19 protein-coding genes and 1 riboswitch are annotated in these 23,913 nt (G+C 73.0%); of the genes, 8 read left to right on the plus strand and 11 right to left on the minus strand.

Annotated elements, in window-relative coordinates:
- Position 1: 1 nt before the first annotated feature.
- The 5 genes from RND61_RS00305 to RND61_RS00325 all read right to left on the minus strand — a co-directional run bounded on the left by RND61_RS00305 (position 2) and on the right by RND61_RS00325 (position 5,364).
- Complete coding sequence (locus RND61_RS00305) at positions 2-1,006, minus strand: ABC transporter permease (RefSeq protein ID WP_315875532.1); 1,005 nt, start codon at positions 1,004-1,006, stop codon at positions 2-4.
- A gap of 90 nt (positions 1,007-1,096) precedes the next feature.
- Positions 1,097-2,767, minus strand: a complete 1,671-nt coding sequence (locus RND61_RS00310) for an ABC transporter substrate-binding protein (protein ID WP_315875533.1) — start codon at positions 2,765-2,767, stop codon at positions 1,097-1,099.
- Between the two features lie 207 nt (positions 2,768-2,974).
- Positions 2,975-3,793, minus strand: coding sequence for an enhanced serine sensitivity protein SseB C-terminal domain-containing protein (locus RND61_RS00315; protein WP_391652581.1), 819 nt, complete (start codon positions 3,791-3,793; stop codon positions 2,975-2,977).
- 53 nt (positions 3,794-3,846) lie between these two features.
- Positions 3,847-4,626 carry an enhanced serine sensitivity protein SseB gene (locus RND61_RS00320; protein ID WP_315875535.1) on the minus strand — a complete coding sequence of 260 codons (780 nt, stop codon included), beginning with the start codon at positions 4,624-4,626 and terminating at the stop codon, positions 3,847-3,849.
- An 84-nt stretch (positions 4,627-4,710) separates the two neighbouring features.
- Positions 4,711-5,364: an AAA family ATPase gene (locus RND61_RS00325; RefSeq protein WP_315875536.1), complete on the minus strand. Its 654-nt coding sequence runs from the start codon at positions 5,362-5,364 to the stop codon at positions 4,711-4,713.
- A 148-nt stretch (positions 5,365-5,512) separates the two neighbouring features.
- Positions 5,513-5,610, plus strand: a riboswitch (glycine riboswitch).
- A 160-nt stretch (positions 5,611-5,770) separates the two neighbouring features.
- On the opposite strand from RND61_RS00325, the gene gcvT reads away from it, so the two are divergent.
- The 4 genes from gcvT to RND61_RS00345 all read left to right on the plus strand — a co-directional run bounded on the left by gcvT (position 5,771) and on the right by RND61_RS00345 (position 10,191).
- The gene (gene gcvT / locus RND61_RS00330) at positions 5,771-6,886 is read left to right on the plus strand and encodes a glycine cleavage system aminomethyltransferase GcvT (RefSeq protein ID WP_315875537.1); all 1,116 of its coding nucleotides are present in this window, start codon (positions 5,771-5,773) and stop codon (positions 6,884-6,886) included.
- 96 nt (positions 6,887-6,982) lie between these two features.
- Complete coding sequence (gene gcvH, locus RND61_RS00335) at positions 6,983-7,357, plus strand: glycine cleavage system protein GcvH (protein ID WP_315875538.1); 375 nt, start codon at positions 6,983-6,985, stop codon at positions 7,355-7,357.
- A 34-nt stretch (positions 7,358-7,391) separates the two neighbouring features.
- Positions 7,392-8,651: a serine hydroxymethyltransferase gene (glyA, locus tag RND61_RS00340; RefSeq protein WP_315875539.1), complete on the plus strand. Its 1,260-nt coding sequence runs from the start codon at positions 7,392-7,394 to the stop codon at positions 8,649-8,651.
- Positions 8,652-8,823: 172 nt separating this feature from the next.
- The gene (locus RND61_RS00345) at positions 8,824-10,191 is read left to right on the plus strand and encodes an L-serine ammonia-lyase (protein ID WP_315875540.1); all 1,368 of its coding nucleotides are present in this window, start codon (positions 8,824-8,826) and stop codon (positions 10,189-10,191) included.
- A gap of 129 nt (positions 10,192-10,320) precedes the next feature.
- Here the strand turns inward: RND61_RS00345 and RND61_RS00350 are convergent, their stop codons facing one another.
- Positions 10,321-10,536: an EF-hand domain-containing protein gene (locus RND61_RS00350; protein WP_315875541.1), complete on the minus strand. Its 216-nt coding sequence runs from the start codon at positions 10,534-10,536 to the stop codon at positions 10,321-10,323.
- A gap of 92 nt (positions 10,537-10,628) precedes the next feature.
- Between RND61_RS00350 and RND61_RS00355 the strand changes: the two genes are divergently transcribed.
- The gene (locus tag RND61_RS00355; protein WP_315875542.1) at positions 10,629-11,267 is read left to right on the plus strand and encodes a GNAT family N-acetyltransferase; all 639 of its coding nucleotides are present in this window, start codon (positions 10,629-10,631) and stop codon (positions 11,265-11,267) included.
- A 31-nt stretch (positions 11,268-11,298) separates the two neighbouring features.
- Here the strand turns inward: RND61_RS00355 and RND61_RS00360 are convergent, their stop codons facing one another.
- The 5 genes from RND61_RS00360 to RND61_RS00380 all read right to left on the minus strand — a co-directional run bounded on the left by RND61_RS00360 (position 11,299) and on the right by RND61_RS00380 (position 17,179).
- Positions 11,299-12,477, minus strand: coding sequence for a YncE family protein (locus RND61_RS00360; RefSeq protein WP_315875543.1), 1,179 nt, complete (start codon positions 12,475-12,477; stop codon positions 11,299-11,301).
- Positions 12,478-12,856: 379 nt separating this feature from the next.
- On the minus strand, positions 12,857-13,363 hold the full coding sequence (locus tag RND61_RS00365) for an ATP-binding protein (RefSeq protein ID WP_315875544.1): 507 nt from the start codon (positions 13,361-13,363) through the stop codon (positions 12,857-12,859).
- Between the two features lie 298 nt (positions 13,364-13,661).
- On the minus strand, positions 13,662-14,429 hold the full coding sequence (locus tag RND61_RS00370; protein WP_315875545.1) for an enoyl-CoA hydratase/isomerase family protein: 768 nt from the start codon (positions 14,427-14,429) through the stop codon (positions 13,662-13,664).
- Positions 14,430-14,516: 87 nt separating this feature from the next.
- Positions 14,517-15,776 carry an Ig-like domain-containing protein gene (locus RND61_RS00375; RefSeq protein WP_315875546.1) on the minus strand — a complete coding sequence of 420 codons (1,260 nt, stop codon included), beginning with the start codon at positions 15,774-15,776 and terminating at the stop codon, positions 14,517-14,519.
- 206 nt (positions 15,777-15,982) lie between these two features.
- Positions 15,983-17,179, minus strand: coding sequence for a L,D-transpeptidase (locus RND61_RS00380; RefSeq protein ID WP_315875547.1), 1,197 nt, complete (start codon positions 17,177-17,179; stop codon positions 15,983-15,985).
- Between the two features lie 209 nt (positions 17,180-17,388).
- Here RND61_RS00380 and glgX point away from each other — a divergent pair, with 209 nt between their 5' ends.
- From glgX to RND61_RS00395, 3 genes are all read left to right on the plus strand, one after another.
- Positions 17,389-19,716, plus strand: a complete 2,328-nt coding sequence (glgX, locus tag RND61_RS00385) for a glycogen debranching protein GlgX (RefSeq protein ID WP_391652587.1) — start codon at positions 17,389-17,391, stop codon at positions 19,714-19,716.
- Between the two features lie 205 nt (positions 19,717-19,921).
- Positions 19,922-21,721, plus strand: coding sequence for an ABC transporter ATP-binding protein (locus RND61_RS00390; RefSeq protein ID WP_315875549.1), 1,800 nt, complete (start codon positions 19,922-19,924; stop codon positions 21,719-21,721).
- Positions 21,718-23,589 carry an ABC transporter ATP-binding protein gene (locus tag RND61_RS00395; protein WP_315875550.1) on the plus strand — a complete coding sequence of 624 codons (1,872 nt, stop codon included), beginning with the start codon at positions 21,718-21,720 and terminating at the stop codon, positions 23,587-23,589. Before RND61_RS00390 ends, RND61_RS00395 begins: the two co-directional genes overlap by 4 nt.
- Positions 23,590-23,913: the final 324 nt, after the last annotated feature.

Consider the following 23,913-nt stretch of genomic DNA (forward strand, 5'->3'; position numbering starts at 1 on the left):
GTCAGTTCACCCGCACTCTCGGGTCGATGAGGCTGTACGCCAGGTCCACCAGCAGGTTGATGACGACGTACACCATCGCGATGAACATGATGAAGCCGACGAGCACCGGGTAGTCGCGGGCGTCGATCGCGTCCTTGATGAAGGAGCCGATGCCGCCGAAGGCGAAGACGGACTCGGTGAGGACCGCGCCCGACAGGAGGGAGCCGGTGAGCAGGCCGACCGCGGTCACCACCGGCAGCAGCGCGTTGCGCAGCACGTGGCGGACGCGGACGGTGTTCTTCTCCAGGCCCTTGGACTCGGCGGTGCGGACGTAGTCCTCGCCGAGGACCTCCAGGACGCTGGCGCGGGTCATCCGGACGATGACGGCGAGCGGGATGGAGGCGAGGGTGACGGCCGGCAGCGTCAGGTGGACCAGCGCGTCCCACGTCGCGTCGAACTCGCCGGTGAGGAGGCCGTCGAGGACGGCGAAGCCGGTGACCTCGGTGGCGTCGAGACCGGTCGACAGCCTCCCGTAGCTGGGGAAGAGGCCGAGGTTGACGGCGAAGATCCCCTTCAGGATGAGGGCGAGGAAGAAGACCGGGACGCAGATGCCGACCAGCGAGCCGGAGACGGAGGCCACGTCCAGCCAGCCGCCGCGGCGCCTGGCCGCGAGGTAACCGAGCGGGATGCCGACGACGACGGCGATGAGCATCGCCGCGAGGCTCAGCTCCACGGTGGCCGGGAAGCGCAGGGCGAACTCGTCCCACACCGGCTGGCCGGTCTTGGTCGAGGTCCCCAGGTCGAGCTGGACGACACGCTTGAGGAAGCGGCCGTACTGCACCCAGACCGGCTGGTCGAGGCCCAGGGCCCGGTTGATCCGCGCCACTTCGGTGGGTGTCGCCCGTTCGCCCAGGATCGCCGAGGCGGGTCCGCCGGGCAGCCGGTTCAGCCAGAGGAAGAGGAGAACCGACAGGCCGAGCAGGGTGGGTATCAGCTGTAGCAGTCTTCGTACGACGAGTCGCAGCACCCCGCATGCCCCTTTCTTGCGTGTACGTCAGAAGCGGGTCCGCCCGGCCACGCAGTGCTGTGGCCGGGCGGACCCCGCGTGCGGATGCGGTTACTTGAAGGAGACCTCGGAGAAGTACTCCTGCGTCAGCGGGGAGACCTTCGGCGGGTTGACGTCCTTGGCGAACGCGATCGCCGGCGGGGAGGAGGAGATCGGGAGGCCCGGCAGGTACTCCATGATCGCCTCGTTGGCCTTCTTGTACGCCCCGACGCGCTGGGCCGGGTCGCCCACCTTGGAGCCCGCGTTCACCGCGTCGAAGACCCTGGCCTCCTTGAAGCCCCACTGCTTGTCGTACTTGGCGAACCAGGTGCCGATGAAGTTGTAGCCGTCGTTGAAGTCACCGGTCCAGCCGAGCATGTGCAGGGCGCAGGCGCCCGCCTCGGTGGCGTCCACGTAGTCCGGGGCCCACTTCAGGGGCTTCGGGGTGACGGTGATGCCGGCCTTCTCCAGGTCGGCCTTCATCAGCTCGAACATGTCCTGCGGGGCCGGCATGTAGGGCCGGGTGACCTCGGTCGGGTAGCAGAACTCGACCTTCAGCTTGGACTCGCCGGCGGCGGCCAGCAGCTGCTTGGCCTTGTTGGTGTCGTGCGGGTACGTCTTCACCTTGTCGGACCAGCCGGCGACCGTGTCGGGCATGAACTGCGTGGCGACCTTGCCGCCCTCGGGCAGCTGGGTCTTGACCAGGTTCTCCCGGTCGATGGCGTGCGCGATGGCCTGGCGGACCTCGAGCTTCTTCAGCGCCGGGTTCTTCTCCTGGGTCATGCCCACGTAGAAGAGGTTGAAGACGTCACGCGTCGGCACCTGGAAGCCGCCCTGCTCCAGGGTCTTCACGTCCGCGGGCGACACGAAGTCGTAGCCGTGGACGTCGCCGGCCTGCAGGGCCTGGCGGCGGCCCTCCTCGGTGGCGATCGTGCGGAAGACCAGGTTCTTCACCTTGGCCTTCTCGCCCCAGTAGTCGTCGAAGCGCTCAAGGGTGACTTCCTTGTTGCCCTTGTTCCACTTCACGATCTTGTACGGGCCGGTGCCGGCGACCGTGCCGGCCTCCTGGCTGTACTTGGGGTACGTGATGGCGTCGCCCTTGCCGCTCACGGCCTGCTTCGCGTACTCCTTGATCGCCTTCGGCGAGTGGATCGCCAGCGCCTGGAGGGAGAAGCCGCCCGGCAGGTTGGCGGAGGGCTCGTGGACCTCGATGACGGCCGTGTTCTCGTCCTTGGCGGTGCAGGACTTGTAGTTGGCCTTGGGGGTTTCCTTGTCCTCGTTCTTGGCGAAGCCGCCCATGATCTTCTGCCAGTAGTACGAGACCGCGCTGGTCTGGTAGGTGCCCTTCCAGTTGAACCAGTGGTCGTAGTTGGCACAGACGGCGGCCGCGTTGAACGGCTCGCCGTCGTGGAACTTCACCCCCTTGCGGAGGTTGAACGTCCACACCGTGCCGGCGTCGTTGCCGGACCACGACTCGGCGAGGCCGCCGACGAGCTTGGTGCCGCCCGACTCGTGCTCCAGCAGCGCCTCGAAGGCCTGGCGGGTCACGCGGAACGTTTCGCCGTCGCTGGCGAGGGCCGGGTCGAGCGACCCCGGGTCACCGGCGCCGGCGAACACGAACGTGTCCTTGTCGCCGCCCTTGTCGCCGTCCTTGCCGCGTTCGCTGGCGCAGCCCGTCGCGATCATTCCGACGGCGAGCGCCGCGGTGACCGCCCGGACCGCACGGGACTTGAGTATGCGCATGGGCCACCCCTGGTCTGGCCTAGTGAATGAGGTCTTGACCGGCCGAACACTACCCACGGGCGGCATCCCGGAGAACAGTCCGGATAGCGGTGATACCTAGTCGAGACCCGGACAGTCACCAAACCGTCCCCATCCCGGACAAGCCCCCTGTCGGAGTTAACACCCCCGTCACACGGGGGAGTTCGGCGGGAGCCGCCGGACGGCAGCTCAGCCCTGCTGCGGGTAGCCGTAGGCGGCGGTCCCGCGCCGCGGCGGGGGGAGGTGGGCCTCGCGGTCGTAGAAGGGGCGGGCGTTGGCGCGCAGCCACATCGCGACCGGGTCGTACCCGTCGGACATGGCGACCGTCGACACGGGCAGCCCGTCCGGGACGGCCGCGACGGACTGCTGCATCATCGCGCGGACCGCGTCGACGGACGCCTGGCCCGTGTCGTAGAGGTCGAGGCCGATGGCGAGGTACGGCGTGCCGAGGGCCGGCTGCACCCAGGCGCGGCGCAGGGAGCGGACGGCGGGGGTGCGGTGGGCGTTCTGGGTGAGCAGGGCGTAGAACTGCGGCAGCTCGATGGCGGGCTCGGAGAGCCGGAGCGGGCCGGCGGGCATGCGGTCCAGGCCGGTGGCGATCCGGCGCAGGTCGGGCCAGGGGATGCCGACGCCGCCGCCGGGGGCGTGCGGGTTGAGCCAGATGCCCCACCGGTCGGGGTAGAGGGCGCGGGCCACGTCGCGGACGGCGACGACCTCGTGGGCGCGGTTCCAGCCGGAGGCGGCGAGCTCCTGGGCGGAGGTGACGCACGGGGCGTAGCCGAGGCCGTCGACCTCCATGTTCCCGTACTGGGCGTCGGGGGAGCCGGCCTGGCCGTGCCAGAGCAGCATCCACACCTGGCTCCCGGCGAGGGCGTGGAGCAGCGCCTCGTAGGCGTCGTAGCGCCCGGGGGAGACCTGCCGCAGCATGTGCTCGACCTCTCCCCGAGGTCCCGGCTGCGCTCCACCAGGGGACGCCCCACTGCCCGCCGCGGTGCCTGACGCGCTCACCTGATCCCGCCCCTCGTTCGCAGACTTCCGGTCCAGCTTAAGGGCGCGCCCGGTCAGGAGCCGTGTTCGCGGCGGTAGAAGGGGCGCACCTTCTCGAGCATCCAGTCGCCGACGGGGTCCCGGGCGACGTCGAGGAGGACCAGGTTGACCGGCCACGGCACGGGGACGGCGCCCAGGGCCCGGCCGAGGGCGTCCATGGGGGCGGCGCGGTCGGCGTCCTCCCAGGAGGAGAGCTGGACGCCGACGAAGAGGGTGGGCGGCTCGCCCTCGATGCTGGCCAGGGCGCGCCGGGCGGTGAGGACCACCCCGGTCGCCCCGAACTCGGCGCTCGCGGCGGAGAGGAAGTCGACGGGGTCGTCCTGCCAGTCCGGCTCGAACAGCCGGACGCGGGCGCCGGAGGCCGGCCCTTCGAGGGGGCCGCGACCGGTGCGGCACAGCTCGGCGACGGCGGGCGGCGGGAGGGGCGCGCCGACGGTGCCGCCGGGGTTGAGGGCGAGGCCGAGCTGCGGCGGCAGGCCGCGGGCGAACTCGACGGCGGGGGCGACGGCGTACGCCATGTGGCCGCCGGCGCAGGCGCGGAACTGGCTCTCGGAGGTGAACACCGGGACGTACGGCAGGCCGTCGAGCTCCAGCGTGGGCAGGTCGAGGCCGGGGGCGCCGGGGCCGGCGCCGTCCGGGGAGCCGCCCCTGGGCAGGGGCACCCAGACGAGGCTGCGGCCGAGGACCTCGACGATGCGGGCGCCGGAGGCGCCCTGGCCGAGGGAGGCGGACAGGACCTCCTCCAGTTCGTTGGAGGGCCATGCGGTGTCGACTGCGGCGGGTGCGGTGTCCACGGTGTCCCCTGCGTCCTTCCCCGGTTCTTCCGGTGCGTGCCGCAGCACCCTAGCGCGGGCGGGGGACGGGCCGGCGCCGGCGGATCAGAGGAAGCGGATGCGGGCCAGGGCCGTGGCCGCCGCGCGGTCGAGGAGGACGGCGGAGCCGCAGCCGCCGGGCAGGACGCCCCGCTCGGCGTCGCGGACGAGCCGGCCGACGGCTCTGCGGTGCCGGGCGAAGGCGTACGCGGAGACGCCCCTCCCCCGCTCCCGCTGGCCCTCGCGGGCGGTGTCGGGGTCGACGTCGAGGAGCAGCAGGTGCAGCGTGCCGCCCCGGCGGCGGGCCTCGCGGGCGAGCCAGCGGCGCACCCAGGACTGCGTGCCGCAGTCGTGGACGACGACGCCGTGGCCGGAGCGCAACCGGGCCCGCAGGCCGGCGTAGTGGGCGGCGCGGACGAGGGGCCGGTAGAGGGCGTACGGCAGGAGGCGCGGCACGCGGCCCTCCCAGCGCTCGCGGGTGTCCTGGGAGTCGACGGCGCGGCCGGGGGCGATCCGCCGGATGAGAGTGGACTTGCCGCTGCCGGGCAGACCGGAGACGACGACCACGTCGGCCTCGGCGAAGGCCAGCTCGCGCGGGACCCGCCCGCCGCGGGCGCGGAGGTCGCGCAGGACCGGGAGCGCGGCCGTGCGGGCGGGCAGCGCCGGCGGCGCCGGCACCCCCGCGGTCGTGGCGTACGCGCCGGACCGCTGCGACATCATGGCCCCTCCCGAGCTCGGCTCCCCCCAGCCTGCCCAAGAAGTGTAAAGAAACAGTAATGGGACACAAGCGATTTGCCGACAAGCCGAGGTTTTCCTCTCCGGGCCCCCGTGCAATGATGTGCGCGCCGACAACCGCATACAGGCCGCTCGAATCCGTGCGGGAGAGTCCCGGGCCGGCGACGGCCCGGGCGCCGAAGGAGCAAGTCCCTCCCTTGAATCTCTCAGGCCCCGCACCGCACGGATGAGGCAGATCTGAAAAGCGAGCCGCTCCCCGCACCGCCGGGGCGGGCTCCACCCAAGGTGCAAGCCGCGCCCCCGGAAGGGGTCACGGCGAACCTCTCAGGTTCCGATGACAGATGGGGAGGACCGTCCTCGCCACCCATGCCCCGGACCTGGGAGCCCTTCCATGAGCACTTCCCCCCGCCGCACGGCCCTCGACGCGCTGCATCGCGCGCTGGGCGCCACCATGACCGACTTCGCCGGCTGGGACATGCCGCTGCGGTACGGCAGCGAGCGCGACGAGCACACCGCCGTCCGCACCCGGGCCGGTCTGTTCGACCTCTCCCACATGGGTGAGATCACCGTCACCGGCGCGCAGGCGGCGGACCTCCTCGACTACGCCCTGGTCGGCGACATCGGCGGTGTCGGCGTGGGCCGCGCCCGCTACACGATGATCTGCCGGGAGGACGGCGGCATCCTCGACGACCTGATCGTGTACCGGCTCCAGGAGCACACGTACATGGTCGTCGCCAACGCCTCCAACGCCCAGGTGGTGCTGGACGCGCTGACCGGGCGCGCGGCCGGCTTCGACGCCGAGGTCCGCGACGACCGCGACGCGTACGCGCTGATCGCCGTCCAGGGCCCGGAGTCCCCCGGCGTCCTGAAGTCGCTCACCGACGCGGACCTGGACGGCCTGAAGTACTACGCGGGCCTGCCCGGCACGGTCGCCGGCGTCCCGGCGCTGATCGCCCGGACCGGCTACACCGGCGAGGACGGCTTCGAGCTGTTCGTGGCGCCCGAGCACGCCGAGGGGCTGTGGAAGGCGCTGACCGGGGCGGGCGAGGGCGTCGGGCTGATCCCGTGCGGCCTGTCCTGCCGGGACACGCTGCGCCTGGAGGCGGGCATGCCGCTGTACGGGCACGAGCTGACGACCGGGCTGACCCCCTTCGACGCGGGTCTGGGCCGGGTCGTGAAGTTCGAGAAGGCCGGCGACTTCGTGGGCCGCGCCGCGCTGGAGGAGGCCGCCGCGCGCGCCGCGACCGCGCCGCCGCGCAAGCTGGTCGGCCTGGTCGCCGAGGGGCGCCGCGTGCCGCGCGCCGGGATGGCCGTGGTCGCCGACGGCCGGGTGGTCGGCGAGGTCACCTCGGGCGCCCCGTCGCCGACCCTGGGCAAGCCGATCGCCATGGCGTACGTAAACGCGGAGCACGCCGCGCCGGGCACGCCCGGCGTGGGCGTCGACATCCGCGGCACCCACGAGCCGTACGAAGTCGTGGCGCTGCCGTTCTACAAGCGTCGGAAGTGACACGCTCGCGAGCGGTCCGCCCGCGGCGCCGGACGTGATCCCGCACACCCCTCCCCCGTTCACCACCACGCACGCCCGTACAGGAGAATTCAGACCATGAGCAACCCCCAGCAGCTGCGCTACAGCAAGGAGCACGAGTGGCTGTCGCCCGCCGAGGACGGCGTCGCGACGGTCGGCATCACGGAGCACGCGGCGAACGCCCTGGGCGACGTCGTGTACGTCCAGCTTCCGGAGGTCGGCGCCACCGTCACCGCGGGCGAGACCTGCGGCGAGCTGGAGTCCACCAAGTCCGTCAGCGACCTGTACTCGCCGGTCACCGGCGAGGTCGTCGAGGCGAACCAGGCGGTCGTGGACGACCCCTCCCTGGTGAACAGCGCGCCGTTCGAGGACGGCTGGCTGTTCAAGGTGCGCGTCGCCCAGGAGCCGGAGGACCTGCTCTCCGCCGACGAGTACACCGAGTTCGCCGGCTGACCAGCCCGACACCCACACCCGTAGGGACCGCGTGATGTCGCTTCTGAACACCCCCCTCCACGAGCTGGACCCGGACGTCGCCGCCGCCGTCGACGCCGAGCTCCGCCGCCAGCAGAACACCCTGGAGATGATCGCCTCGGAGAACTTCGCTCCGGTCGCGGTCATGGAGGCCCAGGGCTCCGTCCTCACCAACAAGTACGCCGAGGGCTACCCCGGCCGCCGGTACTACGGCGGCTGCGAGCACGTCGACGTGGTCGAGCAGATCGCCATCGACCGCATCAAGGCGCTGTTCGGTGCCGAGCACGCCAACGTGCAGCCGCACTCCGGCGCGCAGGCCAACGCCGCGGCGATGTTCGCCCTGCTGCAGCCGGGTGACACGATCATGGGTCTGAACCTCGCCCACGGCGGGCACCTGACCCACGGCATGAAGATCAACTTCTCCGGCAAGCTCTACAACGTCGTCGCGTACCACGTCGACGACGCGACGGGCCAGGTCGACATGGCCGAGGTCGAGCGCCTCGCCAAGGAGTCCAAGCCGAAGCTGATCGTCGCCGGCTGGTCCGCGTACCCGCGCCAGCTCGACTTCGCGGCGTTCCGCCGGATCGCCGACGAGGTCGGCGCCTACCTGATGGTCGACATGGCCCACTTCGCGGGCCTCGTCGCGGCCGGGCTCCACCCGAACCCGGTGCCGCACGCCCACGTGGTCACCACGACCACCCACAAGACGCTGGGCGGCCCGCGCGGCGGCGTCATCCTGTCGACCGCCGAGCTCGCCAAGAAGATCAACTCCGCGGTCTTCCCCGGTCAGCAGGGCGGCCCGCTGGAGCACGTCATCGCGGCGAAGGCGGTCTCCTTCAAGGTCGCGGCCAGCGAGGAGTTCAAGGAGCGCCAGCAGCGCACCCTGGAGGGCGCGAAGATCCTCGCGGAGCGCCTGGTCCGCGCCGACGTCGCCGAGGCGGGCGTCTCCGTCCTGTCCGGCGGCACGGACGTGCACCTCGTCCTGGTCGACCTGCGCAACAGCGAGCTCGACGGCCAGCAGGCCGAGGACCGCCTCCACGGGATCGGCATCACGGTCAACCGGAACGCCATCCCGAACGACCCGCGGCCCCCGATGGTCACCTCGGGCCTGCGCATCGGCACCCCGGCGCTGGCCACGCGGGGCTTCGGGACCGAGGACTTCACCGAGGTCGCCGACATCATCGCCGAGGCGCTGAAGCCGTCGTACGACGCGGAGGCGCTGAAGGCCCGGGTCACGGCCCTCGCGGCCAAGCACCCGCTTTACCCCGGCCTGTAGGCATACCCGGCGCCCTGTCGGCGTTAGGTACGTTACAGACCACATTGCGGGGCACCGCGCACACTGGAGACGAGTGGGTGCGGTGCCCCGTCCCATGTCCACCGCACCACCCCAGCCCCTCCCTGCACCACCCACCGGCAGACAGCGGCGTCTACCACCAAGGAGTCCTCCCGTGGCCATCTCGGTCTTCGACCTGTTCTCGATCGGCATCGGGCCGTCCAGCTCCCACACGGTCGGCCCCATGCGGGCGGCCCGGATGTTCGCGCGCCGCCTGAAGAACGAGGGGCTGCTCGCCTCCACGGCCTCGGTGCGGTGCGAGCTGTACGGCTCGCTGGGCGCGACCGGCCACGGCCACGGCACGCCCAAGGCCGTCCTGCTGGGCCTGGAGGGGGACTCGCCCCGCACGGTCGACGTGGAGACCGCCGACGACCGGGTCGAGCGGATCAAGGCGAGCGGGCGGATCGACCTGCTCGGCACCCACGGGATCGGCTTCGACTTCGACGAGGACCTGGTCCTGCACCGCCGCAAGGCGCTCCCCTACCACGCCAACGGCATGACCCTGTGGGCGTACGACGCCGAGGGCGCGACGCTGCTGGAGAAGACGTACTACTCGGTGGGCGGCGGGTTCGTCGTCGACGAGGACGCGGTCGGCGCGGACCGGATCAAGCTCGACGACACGGTCCTGAAGTACCCGTTCCGCACGGGCGACGAGCTGCTGCGCCTCACCCGCGAGACCGGCCTGTCGATCTCCGCGCTGATGCTGGAGAACGAGAAGGCGTGGCGCACGGAGGAGGAGATCCGCGCCGGGCTGCTGGAGATCTGGCGGGTCATGCGGGAGTGCGTCGACCGCGGCATGTCCCGCGAGGGCATCCTGCCGGGCGGCCTGAAGGTCCGCCGCCGCGCCGCGACCACGGCCCGCAAGCTGCGCTCCGAGGGCGACCCGCAGGCCCTCGCCATGGAGTGGATCACCCTGTACGCGATGGCGGTCAACGAGGAGAACGCCGCCGGCGGCCGGGTCGTCACCGCCCCGACGAACGGCGCGGCGGGCATCATCCCGGCGGTGCTGCACTACTACGTGAACTTCGTGCCGGGCGCCGACGAGGACGGCGTCGTGCGGTTCCTCCTCGCGGCGGGCGCGGTCGGCATGCTGTTCAAGGAGAACGCGTCGATCTCCGGCGCCGAGGTCGGCTGCCAGGGCGAGGTCGGTTCGGCCTGCTCGATGGCGGCGGGCGCGCTCGCCGAGGTCCTGGGCGGCTCCCCCGAGCAGGTGGAGAACGCCGCCGAGATCGGCATGGAGCACAACCTGGGCCTGACCTGCGACCCGGTCGGCGGGCTCGTGCAGATCCCGTGCATCGAGCGCAACGGCATGGCCGCCGTGAAGGCCGTGACGGCGGCGCGGATGGCGATGCGCGGCGACGGCAGCCACAAGGTCTCCCTCGACAAGGTCATCAAGACGATGAAGGAGACCGGCGCGGACATGTCGGTCAAGTACAAGGAGACCGCGCGCGGCGGGCTCGCGGTGAACATCATCGAGTGCTGAGCACCCGCACCGGCACGCGCCGGGGGCGCTGCGAGGGCGCACGGGGGATCGGGTTCCTTCGAGGACACGCCGAGGGGGCGTCACCGCCGCGGGTCGCGGGTGACGCCCCCTCGGGCGTGTGCGGGCGGCTCAGGCCCTGTTGAGGTGCGCCCAGAACTCGTCCCAGCTCAGCAGGCCGTCGGCGTTGCCGTCCTGGGCGTTGATGACCGCCTGGGCGACCGGCTCGGTGACGTGGAAGTCCCCCAGCTGCGCCATGACGCTCTTGTACTCCGCGGCCGTGATGAACCCGTCGCCGTTCACGTCGTAACGGTCGAAAGCCTTGCGCGCAGACTCGATGTCCGCCATCGCTCCACCCCTTCGTCTCTCTGTACTACGGCCGCAAGGGTATCGGCAGGGGTGATCGCCGGACGCGGTGGGCCATGGGTGACGATGGGGGCATGAGCGGCGAGGTGGCACGGATCCTGGAGGCTGCGGCGCACGGCGGGTTCCCGCCGCCGGACGGTTCGACGGTGATCGTCCCGCAGCCGAGCCGGCGCGACGCGGGGGTGCTGGCCTTCACGGCGCATTCGGTGGTCTTCCTCGACGAGGACCCGGAGTGGATCCGCGCCGAGCTGGCCGCCGCCGGCGACGACCCGCTGGCCGCGTCGATGAACCCGCTGTTCCTGGCGTCGCTGATCCGCCGCACGGGCCGGTCGATGGGCACGGTCGACCTGCTGACCGTGGCGCCGGCGCTCCCGGGCGGGCCGCCCGTGCCGCTGCGGGAGATCGAGGACCCGGAGCACCCGCGGGTGGTGCGGGCCCGGAAGTACCGCGACGACGTGCGGGTGTGGCGGACGGACGGCGGGCTCCTCGTCCTGGGGCGCTCCGTCGCGGGCCGGTGGGAGGCGGCCGTCGAACTGGACGAGGAGGCGCGGGGGCGGGGCCTGGGCGCGCACCTGGCCCTGGCGGCGCGCCACCTGGTGCCGGCCGGCCACGTGTGGGCGCAGCAGTCGCCGGGCAACGCCCGCAGCGTACGGACGTTCCAGGCGGCCGGCTACCGTCCGGTGTGCGCGGAGGCCCTGCTCGTCGCGGGCTGAGGCGCCCCGGGGGCCGGAACGGACCCGGAGGTCACCGGAACACGCCGGTGTGGCCCAGGGAGTAGCGGCCGGGCTGGGGGTAGACCGCCAGGCCGTGGGGGCCGCCGCCGACGGGGATGCGGGCGAGCTGCCTGCCGGTGGTCGTGTCGATGGCGTACACCTCGGAGTCGTACCGCCCGGACAGCCACAGGACCTTGCCGTCGGCCGAGACGCCGCCCATGTCCGGGGAGCCGCCGCCCGGGAGCCACCACTTCTTCGTCAGCCGGTTCCGGGCGAAGTCGAAGACGGAGACGGAGCCCTCGCCGCGGTTGGGGATGTACATCTCCTTGGAGTCGCGGGAGACGTACAGGCCGTGGCAGCCCTTGCCGGTGGGCAGGAGGCGGGGGGCGGTGAAGGCGTCGCCGTCGAGGGCCCACATGCCGTGGGCCGTCATGTCGGCGACGTAGAAGGTCTTCCCGTCCGGTGAGAGCTTCACGTCCTGCGGCATGGCCCCGTCGAAGGGGAGCTTTCGCCGGGCGACGACCTTCATCCTCTCGGTGTCGACCTTCAGCAGTTCGCCGGAGAACTCGCAGGAGACGATGAAGTAGCGGCCGTCGGCGGAGAAGTCGGCGTGGTTGACCCCGTAGCAGGGGACGGGTTCGGTGTGGCGGCGCTCCATCGTGTGCGGGTCGCGGAAGACGAGCTCCCGGTCGAGGGAGGCCATGACGACGGCGTACCTGCCGTTGGGCGTGAAGTAGAGGTTGTACGGGTCGTGGACCTCGACGTCCTTGCCGCGCTTCCCCGTGCGGGGGTCGATGGGGGTGAGGGTGTGGCCCTGGTTGTTGTTGACCCAGAGGGTCTTGAGGTCCCAGGAGGGGACGACGTGCTGGGGGTGCTTGCCGACCGGGATCGTGTCGACGACCCGGTACGTCTCGGGGTCGATGACGGAGACCGTGTCGGAGAGGGTGTTGGGGACGTACACGCGGGAGGGGAAGTCCCTGACCACCGGGGAGAGCCGGTTGGGGCGGTCGGCCGCGTAGACGTCGCGGGGGTCGAGCGGGGGCGGCATCCCGGGCAGGGCGGCCGGCCCGGCGGGGGCCGTGCTCACCGGTGCGGTCCGGCGCGGTGCGGCGGCCTCCGTCGCGGCGGGCCCGCCGGAGCAGCCGGCGAGGGCGGCCAGCAGGGCGGCCGCGGCGAGGCCGAGGGAGCGTCTGCGCGGGAGCACGGTCACGCGACCATTTAAGGGCGGTGTGCGGCAAAAGATGATGATTGACGCACCCCATGCCTTCCGCACGTCGGGCAGGGGAACGGAAGCGGAAGCCCCGAGGGCGGGAAGTACTCAATCGATTCAATATTTATTCATGGTTTTGCAGGTGAGTGGCCGATCTCACCTTGGAATCATCGAGCAATTGTCTGAATTGTATGCTCATATTCCCCTTTGGGGTTTTGGTGGCAAGGCCCCCCGTCTGCCATAGTCAAGGCACACGACCCCCTTGACCCGGGCCAGGTCGTCGACGGCGCCGCCGGACACACCCCTCCCCGTCCGCGGCGCCCCACCCAGAAGCCCCCCGCGGCGCCCCACGACGGCGCGCAGGGGGGCTTCTGTGCGTTCAGCGGTCGGTGACCCGCATCTCGAACCAGGTGTTCTTGCCGCGCGGCAGGAGGTCGACGCCCCAGCGGTCGGAGAGCTTGTCGACGACGGTCAGCCCGCGTCCGTTGACGTCCAGGCCCCGCACGGGCAGCAGGCAGGGCAGGCCGCGCGACGGGTCGCGCACCTCCACTCGGATCCGGCCACCCCGGCGGCGGTGCATGCGCAGCCCGAACGCGCGCGCGCCCGTGTGCCGCACGGCGTTGCCGACGAGTTCGGAGACGAGGAGGACGACGTCCTCGGCGATCTGCGGGCCCAGCGACCAGGTGCGCAGGACGGCGCACCGGGCGAGCCGGCGGGCGATCGCGGCGGACTCGGGGCGGGACGGCAGCCGCACCTCTTCCACGGTCGGATCGCCGTACAGTTCAAGGGCCTTGAGGGCCTGTTCGTCATCCGCGGAGGGCACCCGTCTCGCCGCGGTGACACCGCCGTGCTGCCACGGTTGCTCCACACCATCCAGCCCCGCCATGCCCACCATCATGGCCGTCCGGCGGGGTCCGCGGGGCGGTTCCGCGGGAACGGCCTTCGCGAAACCGGCGTCCCCGCGGTCCGCCGAAGGCATATGACAAGGGCAAGGAGGACCCCCCACACCCCCGCTGACCTGCGGTGACGCGGTGCGCCGCCGCAGGCGCGGAGATGGCCGAGTCAGGGCGTCCCAACGGTTCCCTCAGAAGACCTTAAACCACCCGGACGGTGGAATTCCCGGTGGGCGGACCCTCCCCCGCCGAGCCACCGTCCGGCCGGCTTCGCCCCCAACGGGGCCTCGGTCAGAGGAACTTGGCCTTGCCCGGGCCCTCCTCCACGAAGCTGCGCATGCCGCGCTCCCGGTCCTCGGTGGCGAACAGGCCGGCGAACCAGTTGCGTTCGACGGCCAGACCCGTCTCCAGGTCCGTCTCCAGGCCGGCGTCCACGGACTCCTTGGCGGCGCGCAGCGCGAGCGCCGGGCCCTGGGCGAGCTTCGCGGCCCAGGCATGTGCCTGCTCGTACACCTCGGCGGCGGGGACGACCCGGTCGACCAGGCCGATCGCCAGGGCCTCGTCGGCCTTGACGTGACGGCCGGTGAAGATGAGGTCCTTGGCCTTGGAGGGGCCGATGAGCCGGGCGAGCCGCTGGGTGCCGCCCGCGCCGGGGATGAGGCCGAGCAGGATCTCGGGCTGGCCCAGCTTCGCGTTGTCGGCGGCGACGCGGAAGTCGGCGCACAGCGCGAGCTCGCAGCCGCCGCCCAGCGCGTAGCCGGTGACGGCGGCGACGACGGGCTTGGGGATGCGGGCGACGGCGGTGAAGGAGTCCTGGAGGGCCTTGCCGCGCAGCACCATGGCCGTGTGGTCCATGACCTGCATCTCCTTGATGTCCGCGCCGGCGGCGAACACCTTCTCGCCGCCGTAGACGACGACGGCGCGGACGTCGTCGCGGCCCGCGGCCTCCTCGGCGAGTTCCTTGAGCCGGTCCTGCGTGGCGATGTCCAGCGCGTTCATCGGGGGGCGGTCCAGGCGGAGGGTGCCGACGCCCGCGGAAACTTCGAGAGTCACTGTCATACGGGGCAGGTTAGCCGCCGTTAACGCCGTGGGGACCGGTGCGGTTCGTCACAGCACCGGTCCCCACGGGCGGAATTCGCCGTTCGACTACTTGGTCCACTCCGACCACGGCATGTTCCAGCCGTTGAGGCCGTTGTCCGGCTGGATCTGCTTGTCCTTGGAGTTCTTCACGACGACCACGTCACCGACGAGCGAGTTGTCGAAGAACCAGGCGGCGGGCATCGAGCCGTCGTACGCACCGCGCACGTCGCGCAGGCCGACACAGCCGTGGCTGACGTTGGCCGAGCCGAAGGTGCCCGGCGACGCCCAGTAGTTGCCGTGGACGAAGGTGCCCGAGGTGGACAGGCGCATCGCGTGCGGCACGTCCTTGATGTCGTACTCGCCGCCGAAGCCGACGGTCGCGCCGTTCATCCGGGTCACCTCGTACTTCTCGCTGATGACCATCTGGCCGTTGTACGTGGTGGTGGACGGGGCGCCCGCGGTGATCGGGAGGGTCTTGATCGTCTTCCCGTCGCGGACGACCGTCATGGTCTTGGCGCTCGCGTCGACGGTGGAGACCTGGCTGCGGCCGATGGTGAAGCCGAACTTCTTGGCCTGCTTGCCGTAGACGCCGGGGCGGCCCTCGACGCCGTCCAGGTTCAGCTCGACGGTCACCTTGGTGCCGGGCGCCCAGTACTTCTCCGGGCGGAAGTCGAGCCGGTCGTTGCCGAACCAGTGGCCCTCGATCGGCACGGCCGGCACGGCGGTCACCTTGATGCCGGCCTCGACGGCCTCCGGGTCGGTGATGCCGCGGGAGAAGTTGATGGACACCGGCATGCCGACGCCGACCGTCTGGCCGTCCTCGGGCGTGTAGTGGCCGATGAACGTGTTCTTCGGGACGAGCGTCGTGAACGTCGTGTCCTTGGCGGACTCGCGGCCCGCCGCGTCCTTGGCGACCGCGTGCACCTTGTACCTGGTGGCCGCCGCCAGGTGCCTGACCGGCTGCCAGCTGGTGGCGTCCGCGGACAGGGCGCCCTCCACGGGCCGGCCCTTGGAGTCGGTGACGTTGACCGTGGTCAGCTTGCCGCCCTCCGCGGTGACCTTCAGGGCCCCGCTGGTCGCGACCGCGTCGGCGCCGTCCTTCGGCGCGACGGTGACGACCGCCTGCGAGGCGGCGTTCTCCACCTGTCCCGAGCCGTTCTTGTCCGGCGCGCCGCCCTTCGCGCCGTCCGCCGGGCCCTCGCCACCGCACGCGGTGACGAGCAGCAGCAACGTTCCGGCAACGACGGCCAGCGACCCCCTGCCCCGACCGCGCCGGCCCCGCGACACGGCCCCGGCCGATGCCCCCGATATCGGCTGCCCCTTCACGATGAACTCTCCCCTCGCACGGCCCCGGCACCGCCGTGGCCTGCACCCCCGCGCGCTGCACCCGCGCGCACCGCGTTAGATAATCACACCGCGAGCACCGCCGAGCACACCGGATTGTCACTGTTCGGTCCCAGCCCGTTCACATGACGGCTTTTCCGGTCCGGGGTGTGCCCGGGGCGCGCCCGGCGGGGCGGACGGGGCGCGGGTCAGCGCAGGGCGGAGCCGGCCTTCCACCGCTTCCAGCCCATGTTCCAGCCGCCCAGCCCGTTGTCGGGAGCGACCGTCCGGTCACGCGAGTTGACCACCTCGACGACGTCGCCGACGAGGGTCCGGTCGAAGAACCAGCCCGCCGGGGACGCGGCGCTGCCGCCCTTGACGTCGCGCAGCCCGACGCAGCCGTGGCTGACGTTGGCCGAGCCGAACACCGACGGCTCCGCCCAGTAGTTGCCGTGCAGGAAGGTGCCCGAGTCGGTCAGCCGCATCGCGTGCGGGACGTCCTTGATGTCGTACTCGCCCTTGCCCCGGGCGTCCGTGAAGCCGACCGTGGCACCGTTCATCCGGGTCACCTCGAACAGTTCGGTCACCACCATCTTCCCGTTGTACGTGGTGGTCTTCGACGCCCCGGCGGTGACGGGCAGCCTCGCGAGGAGGCGGCCGTCGCGGCGCACCTCCATCGTGTGGGCCGCGGCGTCGACGCGGGAGACCTGCGAGCGGCCGACCGTGAACCGCACGGTCCGGCGCTGGACGCCGTACACGCCGGGCGCCGCCTCCACGTCCCGCAGCCGCAGGTCGACGGTGACCCGCGTGCCGGTCCGCCAGTACCGCTCGGGGCGCAGGTCGAGCCGGTCGGCACCGAACCAGTGGCCTGCGACCTCGACGGGCGGGTCGGAGGTGACGCGGATCGCCCGCTCCACGGCGGCGCGGTTGCGCACCGGGCGGTTGAAGCGGAAGGAGACGATCATGCCGGTGCCGACCGTGGCGCGGTCCTCCGGCGCGAAGTAGCCGATGAAGCGGCGCCCGGGGACCAGCGTGGTGAACGTGGTGTGCCGGGCGGAGCGGCGGCCGTGCCCGTCCAGGGCGACGGCGTCGACCGCGTACTTGGCGGCGAGCGCCAGCCGCGTCCCGGGCTTCGGCCGCCAGCGCAGCCCGTCGGGCGTCACCGCGCCGGGCACGTCGGACGGCTCCGCGTCCTCGACCCGGCGGACCCGGACGCTCTCCAGCCGGCCGCTGGGCACCCGCACCTCCAGCCGGCCGTCCGGCGGCACGCCCCGCGCCCCGTCGTCCGGGCTCACCCGGATGGTGTCGCCCCCGCGGGCGGCCCCGCCCTTCCCGCCGCTCCCGAAGGTCCCCTCGCCGCCCGTCGCGCACCCGGCCAGCCCGGCCGCCACTGCTGCCCAGGCCATCGCCGCGGCGACACCGAGCCCTGTCCGTTTCCATACGTTTCTCACGGTTTGCCCAACGACTGGCCCCCGGCGGGGGAAACGTCTGTACGGGTCGTGTTCGGAGCGGCCCATGTTGGGAGCGGGAGAGTCCGGGCAGAACACGGGGAGGACCGGAGCGGGGCTGTCGGGTGCCCCGGCCCGGTCGCGGACGAGCCGCGGGAGGCCGGCAAGTGTCGAGCGCAGCCGAACAGAGGCCAGTTCAGGGGGCGGTTCCGGGGGCGCCGGACACACCCTTCGAGGCGCGCCGCGCCGGGCCGAACGGGTTACGCCGCGCGGCGCGGGCGGTCACCCACACCGGCCCCGGGGCCGGTGTGGGCCCGGCCGGGGCCGCGCCGGCGCCGCCCCCCGCCTGGCCGGGGGCGCCGACGCCGCTGGGCGCCCGCTTCCGCGCCGGACCCGACGGGGTGGCCGGCACCAACTTCGCGCTGTGGTCGGGCGGCGCCGAGGCCGTCGAGGTGTGCCTGTTCGCACCGGACGGCACGGAGACCCGGGTGCCGCTGGCGGAGCTGACGCACGGGATCTGGCACGGCTTCGTGCCGGGCGTGCGACCGGGCCAGCGGTACGGGTACCGGGTGCACGGCCGGTGGGACCCGTGGACCGGCGCCCGCTGGAACCCGGCGAAACTGCTCCTCGACCCGTACGCGCGCGCGGTGGACGGCGACTTCGGCGCGCTGCCGCCGGAGGTGTACGGGCACGTGCGGGACTGGCCGGACCAGCACGTCGCGGACACCGTGCGCGACGACCGCGACTCGGCGCCGTACGTGCCGAAGGGCGTCGTGGTGCACGACGACGCGGCCGGCGACGAGTGGGCCGACGACCGCAGGCCCAAGACCCCGTGGGCGGACTCCGTCATCTACGAGCTCCACGTGCGGGGCTTCACCAAGCGGCACCCCGGCGTCCCGGAGGAGCTGCGCGGCACGTACGCGGGGCTGGCGCACCCGGCGGCGATCGACCACCTCGTGCGCCTCGGGGTGACGGCGGTGGAGCTCCTGCCGGTGCACCAGTTCGCCCACGAGGACCACCTGCTGCGGCGCGGGCTGCGCAACCACTGGGGCTACAACTCGATCGGCTACTTCGCGCCGCACGCCGCGTACGCCGCGACCGGGACGGGCGGGCAGCAGGTCGGGGAGTTCCGGCGGATGGTGCGGGCACTGCACGAGGCCGGCATCGAGGTGATCCTCGACGTGGTCTACAACCACACGGCGGAGGCCGGCGAGCTGGGCCCGATGCTGTCGCTGCGCGGCATCGACAACCGGGGCTACTACCGCCTCCAGCCGGACGCCCGCCGGTACGCGGACTACACGGGCTGCGGCAACACGCTGCACGTCGTCCAGCCGCAGGTGCTGCGGCTCATCACCGACTCGCTGCGCTACTGGGTCACGGAGATGGGCGTGGACGGCTTCCGCTTCGACCTGGCGGCGGCGCTGGCCCGGTCGATGCACGACGTCGACATGCTGTCGCCGTTCCTCGCGGTGATCGCGCAGGACCCGGTGCTGCGGCGGGTGAAGCTGATCGCCGAGCCGTGGGACGTGGGCAGCGGCGGCTACCAGGTGGGCGCCTTCCCGCCGCTGTGGACGGAGTGGAACGACCGGTACCGGGACGCGGTGCGGGACTTCTGGCGGGGCGCCCTGCCCGACGTCCGGGACCTCGGCTACCGGCTGTCGGGGTCGAGCGACCTGTACGCCTGGGGCGGGCGCCGCCCGTACGCGTCGGTCAACTTCGTCACCGCGCACGACGGGTTCACGCTGCGGGACCTCGTGTCGTACGAGCGGAAGCACAACGAGGCGAACGGCGAGGACAACCGGGACGGCACGAACGACAACCGCTCGTGGAACTGCGGCGCCGAGGGCGAGACCGGCGACGAGGCCGTGACCGCGCTGCGCCGCCGCCAGATCCGCAACCTGCTGACCACCCTGCTGCTGTCCACGGGGGTGCCGATGCTGGTCGCCGGGGACGAGATGGGGCGCACGCAGGGCGGCAACAACAACGCCTACTGCCAGGACAACGAGATCGGCTGGGTCGACTGGTCGCTGCTCGACGAGCCGTGGGCGCGGGAGCTGCTCGCGCTGGCCCGGCGCCTGCTGGCGCTGCGCCACGCGCACCCGGTGCTGCGGCGCCGGGCGTTCTTCTCCGGCCGCCCGCAGGGCGCCGACGGGCTGCGGGACCTGGCGTGGTTCACGGCGGCGGGGACGGAGATGACCGAGGGCGACTGGTACGCGCCGGCCCGGGCGATCACCTTCTACCTGTCGGGGCGGGACATCCCGGGGCGCGACGAGCGCGGCCGGGCGGTCGTGGACGACAGCTTCCTGGTGGTCCTCCACGCGGGTGACGGACCGGTCGGGCACCGGCTGCCGGGGCCGCCCTGGGCGGAGGAGTACGAACTGGTCGTCGACACCTCCCGGGAGGAGCAGGCGGAGGCACCGGGCACGGTGTGCCGGGGCGGGGAGGAGGTGACGGTGCCGGCGAGGTCCGCGCTGCTGTGGCGGGTGGTCTCGTGAGCGGCGGACGGTGTCCGGCGGGCGGAGGGCGTCCGACGGGGGCGCTCGGCGGGGGCGGCGGGTGAGGCGTCCGGCGGGCGAACGGCGGGCGGGCGATCGACGGGCGGAGGCCCTCGGCGGGTGGGGCGTCCGGCGGGTGAAGGGACGGGCGTTCGGCGGAAAACCGCGTGAGCGATGTCAGTGGTGAACCCTAGGCTCGGTCCTGATGCCTGCCTCGCCCTTCGCCGCCCCGCGTCCCGTCGCCCCCAAGCGTTCCGCCGTGCGCTCCCTGCTGCGGCTGTGGCCCTACCTGCGGCCGGTGCGGGGGCGGTTCCTCGCGGCGGCGCTCGTCGCGGTCGTGGCGTCCTGCCTGAGCCTGGTCATCCCGCTGGTCCTGAAGTGGATGGTGGACGGCCCCGTCGCCGACCGCGACCCGGACGGGGTGTGGTGGGGGGCGTTCGCCGTACTGGGGCTCGGGGTGGCCGAAGCGCTGCTGTTCGGCCTGCGGCGCTGGCTGGTGGCGCGGCCCTCGACGCGGGTGGAGGCGGCCCTGCGCGCCGACCTGTACCGGCGGTTGCAGCGGCTGCCGGTGGCGTTCCACGACCGGTGGGCGTCGGGCCAGCTGCTCTCCCGCGGGACGACGGACCTGTCGCTGCTGCGGATGTTCCTGGTCTTCCCGCTGACGTTCCTGTTCGTCAACGGGGTGACGGTGCTCGCCGGCTTCGTGGTGCTGCTGGCGCAGGACTGGTCGCTGGGGCTGGTGCTGCTGTTGCCGGTGGTGCCGCTGGTGGTGGGCTGCTCGCTGTTCGAGACGCGGTACTCGAAGGCGGCGCGGCGGGCGCAGGACCAGGTGGGTGACCTGACGACGCTGGTCGAGGAGAGCGTGCTCGGCATCCGCGTCGTGAAGGGCTTCGGCCGGCACCGCAGCCAGGAGCGCGCGTTCCGGGTGCTGGCGGAGCGGCTGCGCGGGACGGAGCTGCACAAGGCCCGGCTGCTGGCGGGGATCTGGGCGTTCATCACGACCGTCCCGGAGCTGGCGATCGGCGCCGCGCTGGTGCTGGGCACGGTGCAGGTGGCGGACGGGACGCTGTCGGCGGGGACGCTGGTGGCGTTCCTCTCGACGGCGCTGGCGCTGCGGTGGCCGGTGGAGTCCATCGGCTTCCTGTTGGCGATGAGCCAGGAGGCGGCGACGGCGACGGAGCGGTACTTCGAGGTGATGGACCAGGCGGAGGAGGTCGCGGACCGGGTTCCCGCTGCGGCGGCGCCGGGGCGGGGAGCGCCGGGCGGGGTGGTGTTCGAGGACGTGACCTTCCGCTACCCGGACGCGCCGGAGGACTCCCCGCCGGTGCTGCGCGGGGTGGACCTGCGGATCCGGCCGGGCGAGACCCTGGCGCTGGTGGGCGCGACCGGCTCCGGGAAGACGACGCTGACGGCGCTGGTGCCGCGGCTGTACGAGCTGACGTCGGGCCGCGTCCTGCTCGACGGCGAGGACATCGCGGAGATGCCGAGGGAGCGGCTGCGGTCGCTGGTGGCCGTGGCGTTCGAGGAGCCGACGCTCTTCTCGGCGAGCGTCCGGGAGAACGTGCTGATGGGCGCCGGCCCGGGGGCGGGCGACGCGGAGCTGCGGCGGGCGCTGGAGGTGGCGCAGGCCGGTTTCGTGGCGGACCTGCCGCAGGGCGCGGCGACCGAGGTGGGCGAGCAGGGCCTGAGCCTGTCCGGCGGGCAGCGGCAGCGGTTGGCGCTGGCGCGCGCCGTCGTCGGCAGGCCCCGGTTCCTCGTCCTGGACGATCCGCTGTCCGCGCTGGACGTGCACACCGAGGCGCTGGTGGAGGCCGCCCTGCGGGAGGTGCTGCGGGACACGACGGCGCTCGTGGTGGCGCACCGCCCGTCGACGGTGCTGCTGGCCGACCGGGTGGCGCTGCTGTCGGAGGGCAGGATCGCGGCGGTCGGGACGCACCAGGAGCTGCTGCGGACCAGCGCCGAGTACGCGTGGCTGATGTCGGGGGCGGAGGACGGGAAGCGATGACGGTTCAGGACCGGGCCCCGCGGAAGCGGAAGGACACCGGAGGGGGAGCGGACGGGGCGCCGGGGCCGGACGGGCGGGACCCCTTCGACCGGGACGCGCTGCCCGCGCCGAAGGGCGCGACGGGGGCGCTGCTGCGGTCGTTGCTCGCGCCCCGACGGGCGCGGGTGGCGCTGGCGGCGCTGCTGCTCCTCCTCCAGCAGGCGGCCGTGCAGGCCGGGCCGCTGCTCGTCGCGTACGCCATCGACCGGGCCGTGCCGGCGCTGCGCCAGGGCGACCACGGGCCGGTGGTCGCGGTGGCCGCCGGGTACGGGCTGTGCGCGCTGGGCGCCGGGCTGCTCCAGTACGGCTTCATCGGGGTGTCGGCGCGGGTCAACCAGGACGTGCTGCTCGACCTGCGGGGCCGGATCTTCCGGCACGCCCAGGCGCTGAGCGTGGACTTCCACGAGCGGTACACCTCGGGGCGGCTCATCTCGCGGTCGACGACCGACGTGGAGTCGCTGCGGGAGCTGCTGAGCGAGGGGCTCCAGGAGCTGGTCAACGTGGTGCTGTCGTTCGCCACCATCTCGCTGGTCCTGCTGTGGTTGGACCGGGGCATCGGCGCGGTCGCGGTGGCGTCGTTCGTGCCGCTGTACCTGTTGGTGCGGGTGTACCGGCGGCGGGCGTCGGCGGCGTTCGGCGCGCGGTCCACGGCGATCGCCGCGGTCATCGTGAAGTTCGCGGAGACGATGAACGGCATCCGGCCGGTCCGGGCGTTCCGCCGGGAGCGCACCAACGACGAGGTGTTCGCCGCGCTGAACCACCGCCACGAGCGGCGCAACGGCGACGCGATCCTGGAGATGGCCCGCTACGTGATCGGCTCCCGGCTGGTGGCGAACACCGCCGTCGCCGGCATGGTGCTGTGGGGCGCCTACCGGGTGGCGGACGGCACGCTGGCGCTCGGCGTGCTGGCGGCGGCCGTGCTGTACATGCGGCGGCTGTACGACCCGATCGACCGGCTGGGCATGTTCCTCAACGCGTACGAGTCGGCCGCCGCGTCCCTGGAGAAGATCGCCGGCCTGCTGGCGCAGCGGCCGACCGTGCCGGAGCCCGCCGTGCCGCGGGAGCTGCCGCCGCGGCCGTCCGGCGCGCCCGGCCGGGAGGTCGTCTTCGAGGGCGTCCGCTTCGCGTACCGGACGGGCGGCGAGGTGCTGCCGCGGTTCGACCTGACGGTCCCGGCGGGGCAGACGGTGGCGGTGGTCGGTTCGACGGGCGCGGGCAAGTCGACGCTGGCGAAGCTGCTGGCCCGCTTCTACGACCCGTCCGAGGGCCGGATCCTCCTCGACGGCGTCGACCTGCGGGAGCTGGCCGCCCCGGAGCTGCGGCGCGGGGTGGTGATGGTGACGCAGGAGGCGTTCCTGTTCTCCGGGACGGTCGCGGAGAACATCGCGGTGGGCCGTCCGGACGCGACGCGGGAGGAGATCGAGCACGCCGCGAAGGCGATCGGCGCGCACGACTTCATCGCGGCGCTGCCGGACGGGTACGACACGGACGTGCGCAAGCGCGGCGGGCGCATCTCGGCGGGCCAGCGGCAGTTGGTGGCCTTCGCCCGCGCGCTCCTCGCGGACCCGGGGGTGCTGATCCTGGACGAGGCGACCAGTTCGCTGGACGTCCCCGGGGAGCGGGCGGTGCAGCGGGCGATGGACACGGTGCTGCACGGGCGTACGGCGGTGGTGATCGCGCACCGGCTGTCCACGGTGGAGATCGCGGACCGGGTGCTGGTGATGGAGCGCGGCCGGATCGTGGAGGACGGGCCGCCCGGGCGGCTGATCGCCGGGGACGGTCGCTTCGCCGGCCTGCACCGCGCGTGGCGGGAGAGCCTGGCGGGATGAACCGGGGCCTCCGCGCCACCTGACGCGGAGGCACCCCGGGCACGGCCGCCGGGCGCGGCACCGGCCGCGGTCGCACGCCGGGCGCGGTCGCGGGCCCGGCTCCGGGCCACCGGGCCACCGGGCCACCGGGCCACCGGGCCACCGGGCGGGAGACGCGCCGCGGGCACCGGCACGGGCCCCCGGGCGAGGGCCGATCCGTCCGCGCCACGCCCCGGGCGGCCGGCCCGGAGCGCCGGCCGCACCCGCCGTCCGCCGTGACCTCGCTCGCGTAACACCGTCTTGACGTCCGGTTAACGGACTCGGCTTTTCGGGCAACGGACGAGT

It is taken from the genome of Streptomyces tamarix, from assembly GCF_032423885.1.
Lineage (GTDB): Bacteria > Actinomycetota > Actinomycetes > Streptomycetales > Streptomycetaceae > Streptomyces > Streptomyces tamarix.

What these genes read in the sequence shown, in the direction of transcription:
- RND61_RS00395 (WP_315875550.1), top strand. Translation starts at nt 21,718, where the DNA reads ATGACGGTTCAGGACCGGGCCCCGCGGAAGCGGAAGGACACCGGAGGG.
- RND61_RS00350 (WP_315875541.1), bottom strand. Translation starts at nt 10,536, where the DNA reads ATGGCGGACATCGAGTCTGCGCGCAAGGCTTTCGACCGTTACGACGTG.
- RND61_RS00355 (WP_315875542.1), top strand. Translation starts at nt 10,629, where the DNA reads ATGAGCGGCGAGGTGGCACGGATCCTGGAGGCTGCGGCGCACGGCGGG.
- gcvT (WP_315875537.1), top strand. Translation starts at nt 5,771, where the DNA reads ATGAGCACTTCCCCCCGCCGCACGGCCCTCGACGCGCTGCATCGCGCG.
- gcvH (WP_315875538.1), top strand. Translation starts at nt 6,983, where the DNA reads ATGAGCAACCCCCAGCAGCTGCGCTACAGCAAGGAGCACGAGTGGCTG.
- RND61_RS00380 (WP_315875547.1), bottom strand. Translation starts at nt 17,179, where the DNA reads ATGGCCTGGGCAGCAGTGGCGGCCGGGCTGGCCGGGTGCGCGACGGGC.
- RND61_RS00310 (WP_315875533.1), bottom strand. Translation starts at nt 2,767, where the DNA reads ATGCGCATACTCAAGTCCCGTGCGGTCCGGGCGGTCACCGCGGCGCTC.
- RND61_RS00365 (WP_315875544.1), bottom strand. Translation starts at nt 13,363, where the DNA reads ATGGCGGGGCTGGATGGTGTGGAGCAACCGTGGCAGCACGGCGGTGTC.
- RND61_RS00325 (WP_315875536.1), bottom strand. Translation starts at nt 5,364, where the DNA reads ATGATGTCGCAGCGGTCCGGCGCGTACGCCACGACCGCGGGGGTGCCG.
- glyA (WP_315875539.1), top strand. Translation starts at nt 7,392, where the DNA reads ATGTCGCTTCTGAACACCCCCCTCCACGAGCTGGACCCGGACGTCGCC.
- RND61_RS00370 (WP_315875545.1), bottom strand. Translation starts at nt 14,429, where the DNA reads ATGACAGTGACTCTCGAAGTTTCCGCGGGCGTCGGCACCCTCCGCCTG.
- RND61_RS00390 (WP_315875549.1), top strand. Translation starts at nt 19,922, where the DNA reads ATGCCTGCCTCGCCCTTCGCCGCCCCGCGTCCCGTCGCCCCCAAGCGT.